Genomic DNA, 1,280 nt, shown 5'->3' on the forward strand with positions numbered 1-1,280 from the left:
ATAATCTTTCATTACTCTATATTTCCTCCAATTATTTTATAAAAATAGTTATACATTAAATTTATAAAAAAGATAAATTTTCATATTTTTTTCAATTAAAATTATTGACAAATATATTATTAATTATATAATTACTTTGTAACAAGTTCCAATTTATCTCTATATGCTTGTATACTAAAATAAAAAATAAAGTAATTTAATTTTTTTTATTTTGATGTAAAATAAACATAATAAAAATAATATTAAGTTCTTTAATACATTTTGCTACATTTTTAGTTCTTGATAATTTTTATAATACTCTTTTATTTAATCATATTCATTAAATAATAGCAATTTTAATATGTAAAAAGGAGTAAAAAATGAAAGAATTTAATCCAAAAACAGCAAGTTTGGCAAATTTTTATCGTAAAATAGAACAATTTTGAGAAAATAAATCACCACATAAACCATATACTTTGAATGATTTAACCAATGAATTTAACCTTTCTAACAGATGACGATATGACACTTACAAGAACGAAAAGATAGTTCCTTTGCTTGAACGACAAGTTGATAGAATTGAAAGTGAAATAATTAATTTTATGATGAAATCACCTGATGGTGCTAAATTATATTGACAACAAGCATTTAATTATAAATATTCACTACAAGAAAAAGAACTTGAAAAAGAATTAAACTTAAATAATCAACAACCAATCATTGTTAATTTGCAAACTGACATTAGAGATATTAAAAAAGAAGAAAGTGATAATAATGCTTAATCATTTTACTTATTTGTTAGAAATTCCTTATTGGTTATTACAAAATAGTAGTATTGGTAATAAATATCCATTTACTAAAAAGTTTGAATTAGTTAATGAAATTAATCAAATTGGAACACGATATAGTGGTAAGACTATTTCAAATATTAAAATGTTTGGTGAATTATTAAAAATTATTTTATTAATTAAAGAACCAATTTGTATAATTGCTAGTATGTAATGGAGTAAAGATTTAAAAGATAGTGTATTTCAAAATATATGAAATATGTTAGATGAAAATAATATTCCTTATACTATTAATTTATCAAATTTTACTTTTACTTTATCAAATGGTAGCAAAATATATTGTAAAGGTTTACATTCACCAAGTCGGAAAGAAAAATTGAAAGCCTTTTCTGACTTAAACAAATATAAATTAGTAATTGATTGACGAGAAGAATGTGATCAATTTCAACAAAAAGACTTAAGTGATTTAGAGTTTGCTATTCGTGGTTATCAAAATAAAATAACAATTAATAC

General features: G+C 20.9%; 3 protein-coding genes. All 3 read left to right on the top strand.

What is annotated here, in order from left to right:
- Positions 1-359: 359 nt before the first annotated feature.
- The gene (locus C6B38_RS04275) at positions 360-761 is read left to right on the top strand and encodes a hypothetical protein (protein WP_105298780.1); all 402 of its coding nucleotides are present in this window, start codon (positions 360-362) and stop codon (positions 759-761) included.
- Positions 754-981 (top strand): hypothetical protein, encoded by a 228-nt coding sequence (locus C6B38_RS04280; RefSeq protein ID WP_105298781.1) that lies wholly within the window; start codon positions 754-756, stop codon positions 979-981. The genes C6B38_RS04275 and C6B38_RS04280 overlap by 8 nt, the downstream gene beginning before the upstream one ends.
- Positions 982-1,026: 45 nt before the next feature.
- On the top strand, positions 1,027-1,280 hold a 254-nt coding region (locus C6B38_RS04285), incomplete at its 3' end, for a phage terminase large subunit (RefSeq protein WP_146693299.1).

Origin of the sequence: Spiroplasma sp. ChiS, from assembly GCF_002968355.1 — a bacterium.
In the GTDB taxonomy this organism is placed as follows: domain Bacteria; phylum Bacillota_I; class Bacilli_A; order Mycoplasmatales; family Mycoplasmataceae; genus Spiroplasma; species Spiroplasma citri.